General features: G+C 45.8%; 7 protein-coding genes. All 7 read right to left on the bottom strand.

The genetic code is table 11. From position 1 onward, the window contains the following. Positions 1-125 precede the first annotated feature (125 nt). From DTA22_RS35980 to DTA22_RS35965, 7 genes are read right to left on the bottom strand one after another with little or no spacing between them, the layout of a single operon-like run. Positions 126-542, bottom strand: a complete 417-nt coding sequence (locus DTA22_RS35980; protein WP_146777796.1) for a hypothetical protein — start codon at positions 540-542, stop codon at positions 126-128. Next, positions 543-938 (bottom strand): hypothetical protein, encoded by a 396-nt coding sequence (locus DTA22_RS35975; RefSeq protein ID WP_146777795.1) that lies wholly within the window; start codon positions 936-938, stop codon positions 543-545. Continuing rightward, positions 932-1,216: a hypothetical protein gene (locus tag DTA22_RS35970; protein ID WP_146777794.1), complete on the bottom strand. Its 285-nt coding sequence runs from the start codon at positions 1,214-1,216 to the stop codon at positions 932-934. The genes DTA22_RS35975 and DTA22_RS35970 overlap by 7 nt, the downstream gene beginning before the upstream one ends. A gap of 15 nt (positions 1,217-1,231) precedes the next feature. Beyond that, a complete protein-coding gene (locus DTA22_RS25695; protein ID WP_112301361.1) occupies positions 1,232-2,773 on the bottom strand; it encodes an HK97 family phage prohead protease in 1,542 nt (513 codons plus the stop codon). Next, complete coding sequence (locus DTA22_RS25690; RefSeq protein WP_112301360.1) at positions 2,760-3,941, bottom strand: phage portal protein; 1,182 nt, start codon at positions 3,939-3,941, stop codon at positions 2,760-2,762. The genes DTA22_RS25695 and DTA22_RS25690 overlap by 14 nt, the downstream gene beginning before the upstream one ends. A gap of 24 nt (positions 3,942-3,965) precedes the next feature. Next, complete coding sequence (locus DTA22_RS25685; protein WP_147307737.1) at positions 3,966-5,471, bottom strand: terminase large subunit domain-containing protein; 1,506 nt, start codon at positions 5,469-5,471, stop codon at positions 3,966-3,968. Between the two features lie 49 nt (positions 5,472-5,520). After that, entirely contained in the window at positions 5,521-5,808 is a 288-nt protein-coding gene (locus tag DTA22_RS35965) for a hypothetical protein (RefSeq protein ID WP_146777793.1), read from the bottom strand. Positions 5,809-6,222 lie beyond the last annotated feature (414 nt).

Genomic DNA, 6,222 nt, shown 5'->3' with positions numbered 1-6,222 from the left:
GGCATCGGTCTTAACTCTGCCTGAGATTCTCGCCCATGCAGCCTTAAGGTCATCGCTTGATGCACCGAATCGTGCAAGCGTTGCAACAACTTCTCTTACGCCCGATACCCTAACTCTCATACTCATTATGCAGTTGTCTTTCTAACTGGTGTGCCATTGATTTCTGCTCGGTACTCGAAAGACCAGACAGCAGAAGCTTCACCACCGACTGGTGGCTTTGGACCTAGATTCACTGTTCCTGTGAAATGAGGCTTGTCAGCAGTAGCGACAGCATTACCGTAGGGCTTGATTACGAACGCAACAGCAGTTGTACCTGCGTTTGTCCATAGGTATTCCCATAGGGTGCCACCGGCATAGTCGGCAACGGCTTCAAGATCCAAGAACCACTGAACTCCACCACCGGCAGCAGCATCAGCGAAGGTCACGAAGTCGTCTTCTGATTCCTCATTGACGATGTTTACAGACTTACACTCAGCAGCATACTCAACAGCGTTGATAGTGAAGGTAACGTTATTACCCTTGTACTTACCATTTGTTGGCATTTAGTTTTCTCCTTCTTCTAGATTTATTGTTGCTTCGATTGTGATTTCCGAACCGAACACGGTGACATCATTTAGTTGTATTAGTTCTCTAGGAAGAGGACTAGTAACATCGGTAATGTCATACTCTTCACGAAGTGCCAAGATCGCTTTAATGATCATGTCTTCGGTATCCTGTGCCTGCTTATTGCTTAGACCCTTGGGGCCGGCGACAAACACCTTAAATCTAATGTTTAACTTACCGCCAAATGTATCGCTTGGCATTAGGTAAGGATCATCAGGAATAACTACGGCAAACGGTGGAACAGCCTTGTTTTCCATGTAGTCATAAGCGCGTAGTCCAGCATCATTCAGTAGATCTTTTACTTCCTTACGAAGTTCTGAAAGTACGTTCACCATGGCAATACGTATCCTCTCAGAATGTGATACACAGAATTCATTGGATTACGGTTGACTGGAGTAGGAGCACCTTCCTGTTCATAGCCAGTGTTGGTTGCAACTGCTGACTGTTCGAACAGGCTGGAAGCAACTCGTGTGTAGCAAAGATCTAGAATTGCATCGGGGACTACTACGTCACCAATGTAATCATCAACTAGAATAACTGCTGCATCAAGTGCTGCTTTAACTTCGGTTTCATGTTCAAAACCTGTGTTCCATGCTTCTACTAACTGTTCCACCGATACCATTAGTTATTAGCTCGCATCCACAATCTTGGTGATTGCCTTTACGTCAGGAGTCTCGATAGCCATGTAGCCATAAAGTGAGAAGTCCTTAGTCAAGTTGACTACGTTCTCATCCTGTAGACGGAAAGGAGCACCTGGAGACTCAAGAGTTACTAGAGCTTCACGTGCAGCAACGATGATGGTTCCTGAGGTTAGGTTCTTGCCTACAACCATTGGAAGACCATTGATAACACCGGCAAGCTTGCCGTTTAGAGGCAAAGTACCGAAGGTGTTAGCACCGTCGTTGTTTACTGCGAAGATAGGACGACCGGTTGTATCTACGATCAAAGCAAGCTTCGTAGCAACGTCACGCGCTACTAGAATGAAGTCTGCTGTTAGACCAAGAGTAGAGTTGTCCTCAATTGCAGCCTGAGCCGCAACGATAGCTTCGATGTACTGTGCAGCAGTATGAGCAGCGTTATTAGCGCCACCAAGTTCTACAGAGTTAACACCTGATGCTGCTAGAAGTGCAGCCTGAACTGCTGCTTCTGTAGCGTTAGCGTATGCAACTGTCTGGAAGCGTAGAACTGCGTCCAAGTAGTTAACATCAGAACGCTCGATTGCCTGACGAGAAAGACTTGAGTAACCGCCGTAGGTCTTAACTAGGGCTGTTCCTGTATCGATCTCTAGCTTTAGGTAATTTAGGTTGTCACCTTCGGCTGCCTGTACACCTACGGTGCCAGTCTGTGCCTTTACGAAGGGGTATTCAACTGAGTTACGAGCCTGTGGCAATGGTGCAGAGTCGAATAGACCCTTTACAATGCGCTGCTTCTCAACAAGCTTAAGATTCTTATTCATCCAACTTGGGCGAATATTGTCTGCGTCTGTTGATGTAGCGAAGTCACGAGTGAAGATCTCACGTGCTGTGTCCTCGCCTTCGTGAAGACCCTTTAGGAATTCTCCACCTGTGCGGTACTGATCGAGAGCAGCATGGCTGTTGTCAGCCTCATTGATTCGATCAAACTTTCTGCTTAGGTCGGCAACAGCGTCGCGCACATCACCGATTTCAGCAGAATAGTCATTGACATTGTCTGTCATGTTTTTATTCTCCTTATCTTTTGTATCGGCTTCGCGTACACTTGTTACGCTTGCCTGTTCATACGCTGGGAAATTCACTACTGATACTTCTTTGAGTGTTGCCTTTGTGCGTACGATTACATCGTCTTCATTCCTTGATTCAACTGGAAGGAATCCGATGGAAAACTTATTTACATCGCCATTCTTAAGCGCAATGTATGCATCCTTGCCACGAGTTGTTTCATTCAACTGAGCATCGATCTCTAGACCGGCTTCAGTGTCTCGTAGCGCCGTTACTTTTCCGATGGGGATTTCCTTATGATCATGTCCCCAAAGCAAAGGTACTGACTGAGTGGTATCAAAAGCGCCACGTTCTACACGCTCTTGGAATCCACCAATGTTGATAGTCTGTCCATAAGGAACAGCAAGACCAGAAACAGAACGAGTCTGCTCGTCAGCAATCCTTACTTCGAACTCAACGTTACGTATTTCCATTCTCTTGGTTGTCCTTATTTGGATTAGTCTGGTTTTGAGTCTCAGACTTCACGACTGGTTTTGGTAGCGGCTTCTTTCCTTCTTCCGCGCGTAATTCGTCACCTGATGTATAGCCAATATCGACCTTTGTCTTGATAATTGTCCATGCCTTCTCAGGAGACATACGTAGCAACATTTCTTCGTTGAACTGAACCTTCTGGCCACGTGGCAATAGACTTGATAGGAAGTCTTCGATCTCATTCATGTAACGACTTAGAGTGTTCTGCATGAACTGCATGTTTGATTCGACGTAGTTGGTATACGTCATTGAAGTACCTTCGATTGCGGTCAACAGGTTGGCTGCTGGGATACCGAAGATTCGTGCAATGTTTCTGATGTTCGCTTCTGCTACATCGACGTACTGAAGTTCAATAGGCTTTACAGCCAAGGTTTCGTACTTGATGCCTAGAGGCAGCAGGACGTTCTTGTGGTCCTTGATGAAGGCTTCGAATGCCTCAATCAACTGCTTCTGCTGAGCAGCGTTGACGTTGGTTGTACTTGTCAGGATTCCCTTGGGAATGCCGTCAGTGTTGAACCATGTCTGCTGGAATGCGTCTAGTTGCTGAGCAGCCTTGAGTTCACCCGCGCATCCCTGCAACGGACCATGACCTAACAGAGCGCCTGGCATACGTTCGAACTTGAGGTGACGAATCTTCCCCTTCGGCTGTAGCTTGCCGTTCAGCCAGTACTGAACCTTGCCGGTCAATTCGTCACGTGACACAACTACGGTGTCTGGGTCTAGCACCTCTACGCTGGATACGGGATCTCCGTAGACCTTGACGTAGGCATTACCCCACAGTGCAAGACTGTGAACGATTTGCTGAACAAAACTAGTCTGAGACTCTTCATCGATTGGATTAGCAACGATAGGTGGAGTCTTAAGTAGCTTGCCGTCACGAAAGACCTGTAGGTCCATTTGACTGATAATGGTTGAGATAATATTGATAGAACGATAAACAGTACCGATTCTACGTGCTTCTTTAGGCTGAATTTCCTGCCATAGAGAACCAGGTGATGGAGGCAGAATGAATGGAGACGGATTTCCGTCCTCATCAACTCTTGTTTCTGGTACTTGATTGCTTGTTTGGTTTACCTCGGGGCCTAACCAAAATGTTTTCCATGCTCCCATAATGTTATTTATATTGTATCATAATTAAAATACAAGTGGAGTAAAGAACTGTGGTTCCATACTTTCTGCTTTGTAACAAGCCATAAGCATTGAACGTACAGCATCGATATCACCTGTAGATTCTTTAGTAGATACTTTTATTCCTTCCCCGGCGACTACTGCCACCGTATTTGGTAACTGCTTCTTGTAAATTGGATCTTTCTTATCCTGCACTAGTCTTGCTTCACTGATCATGTGTCCTACGATTGCCGTAGCACTGACCATTTGCTGATTAGTTAGGTACTCAGCAGGTAGACCATGGTTATCACGTAGATTAATGATCACCTCTTTAAGTGTGTCTACGTTTGCTACAAACAGTTCAGCACCCCAACGTGCATGTAGCTCTATACAGGTCTGCTCAATCCATTCGATAGTTGGATTACGCTGACGCATGATTCTTTCTGTATAGACAATCTCATCAATCTTTACAGCAGCAGTCATAGTTACCCATCCATACTGCTCTGTTCTGTCGATAGCAAAGATCACTGGACCTACATAGTCCTTCGGAATACCTTCGCCACTGCACTTAACCCACTGATCGATTCCCAGCCAAATGTTGTTGCTCGATACAAACTGATTGCGTCGATAACGTCTGAACTCAAAGTAGTCACCAGCAGTGTTTGACTTACCTTCTTTGATCTCTTCGTCAATGTCGATACGGCCGAAGTGGGCAGCAGGGTTAGCGCGTAGTAGTGCTTCCTTGTCCCATAGCTCTACCTCCGGTTCTACATACCAGTGCCAAAAACCGAATCGTTCGTCTGATGCAGGATTAGCGATAGCCTTACGCCCACGTTCGTAGAGGCGCTTCAATAGCTCTGAGTCGTCTGTTCCCGCCGTCGTGATACCGATGACAGGACCGTTGCGCACACCAACAGAGGCACCCTTGACAGCAGCGTCATAGGCTTCTGGCTTCGTGATGTGTAGTTCGTCAACCAGAACTGGGATGAGGCCGGCGAAAGTGATGCCCTGAAGCGAATCACCGTTACCAGCATGAATCTTGAAGTGAGCAGGCTTGTCAGCACGTTTGGACTCAATGCCCTTGAGGTGTGTGACCTTGAACCTGGTAGTCAGAGCCTCATTCGTGACGAAGGTGTACTTCACTCCGTCGAAGATCTCTTTGGCCTGTTCCTTCGTTGACGCTAGGACACCGATGTTCGGAGCAATGCTCAGCACCACAGAACCAAGAGCAAGGATCGATGCAACCGTTGACTTGCCGTTACGTCTTGGCATCGAGGTAATCGCCTGCTTGAACCTGTACTCTCCAGCCTTCTCATGACCCTCTGGATATAGCTCCAACTTTGAGTCAATGAGTTTGTCCTGCCAGTCATCAGGTTCTAGGTACTCGCCTGTTTCCTGCTTCTGGATACGACACGCAAGAGCTCGAAGCCTAGGACCATCAGAAGGTGCATCAGGGCTGAGCGGTGGGGTCCATTCCTGCGGACAGTAGGGTTCGTCACCGGTGAAATACTTTGGCTTGCCGTATCGGATCACTGGATCACGGGGCCTGCCAATAGTCGGGGCTGTTTCAGACTGGAATGGTCTAGAAATCCGAAATCAACTCGTCAAAGGCATCACGTTGTGCCTCAGTTTCTTCTTTGATTGCCGTCTTTGATACAGGCTTGCGCTTAATAACTTCATTAGTATTCAAACGAAGTTCAGTGAGCATCGCGGCGGATAGTTTCCTACCCGTTTGCCTATCAAGTTCATTTGCTGCCTGATACATAGCAGTAATGAAAGTTTGTTCAGTTGCAGTTAACCAGTCTTCATTTTCAGTGACAAACCTATCTACTGCCCCGGTAAAATCACTACTTCTGCTTATTCTTGTCATTCATTTTAACTCCTTATTAAAGTGTAACGCCTTCATAACGATGGAAGTTTGGTTACCTATACTTATTATAGCCTAATACCACTGGGGGCGAGGTGAATGACTTCAAATTCAAAAAAACTCAATCATTTCAGCACGTTATCGCATGTATTATGCAACGATTTGATAACTCTTTTTCATTCATTTCTTTTTGTTTCAATTTCATTTTGATTTGATTTGAATTGATGAATGTTTCGCATGTAGATTCGTTGTATGTGGATGGATTGGGGGCGAGGTGAATGACTTCAAATTCAAAAAAACTCAATCAAATCAGCACGTTATCGCATGTATTATGCAACGATTTGATAACTCTTTTTCATTCATTTCTTTTTGTTTCAATTTCATTTTGATTTGATTTGAATTGATGAATGTTTCGCA

Origin of the sequence: Rhodococcus wratislaviensis (genome assembly GCF_900455735.1) — a bacterium.
In the GTDB taxonomy this organism is placed as follows: Bacteria; Actinomycetota; Actinomycetes; order Mycobacteriales; family Mycobacteriaceae; genus Rhodococcus_F; species Rhodococcus_F wratislaviensis.
This window is presented reverse-complemented; position numbering and strand designations above follow the sequence as displayed.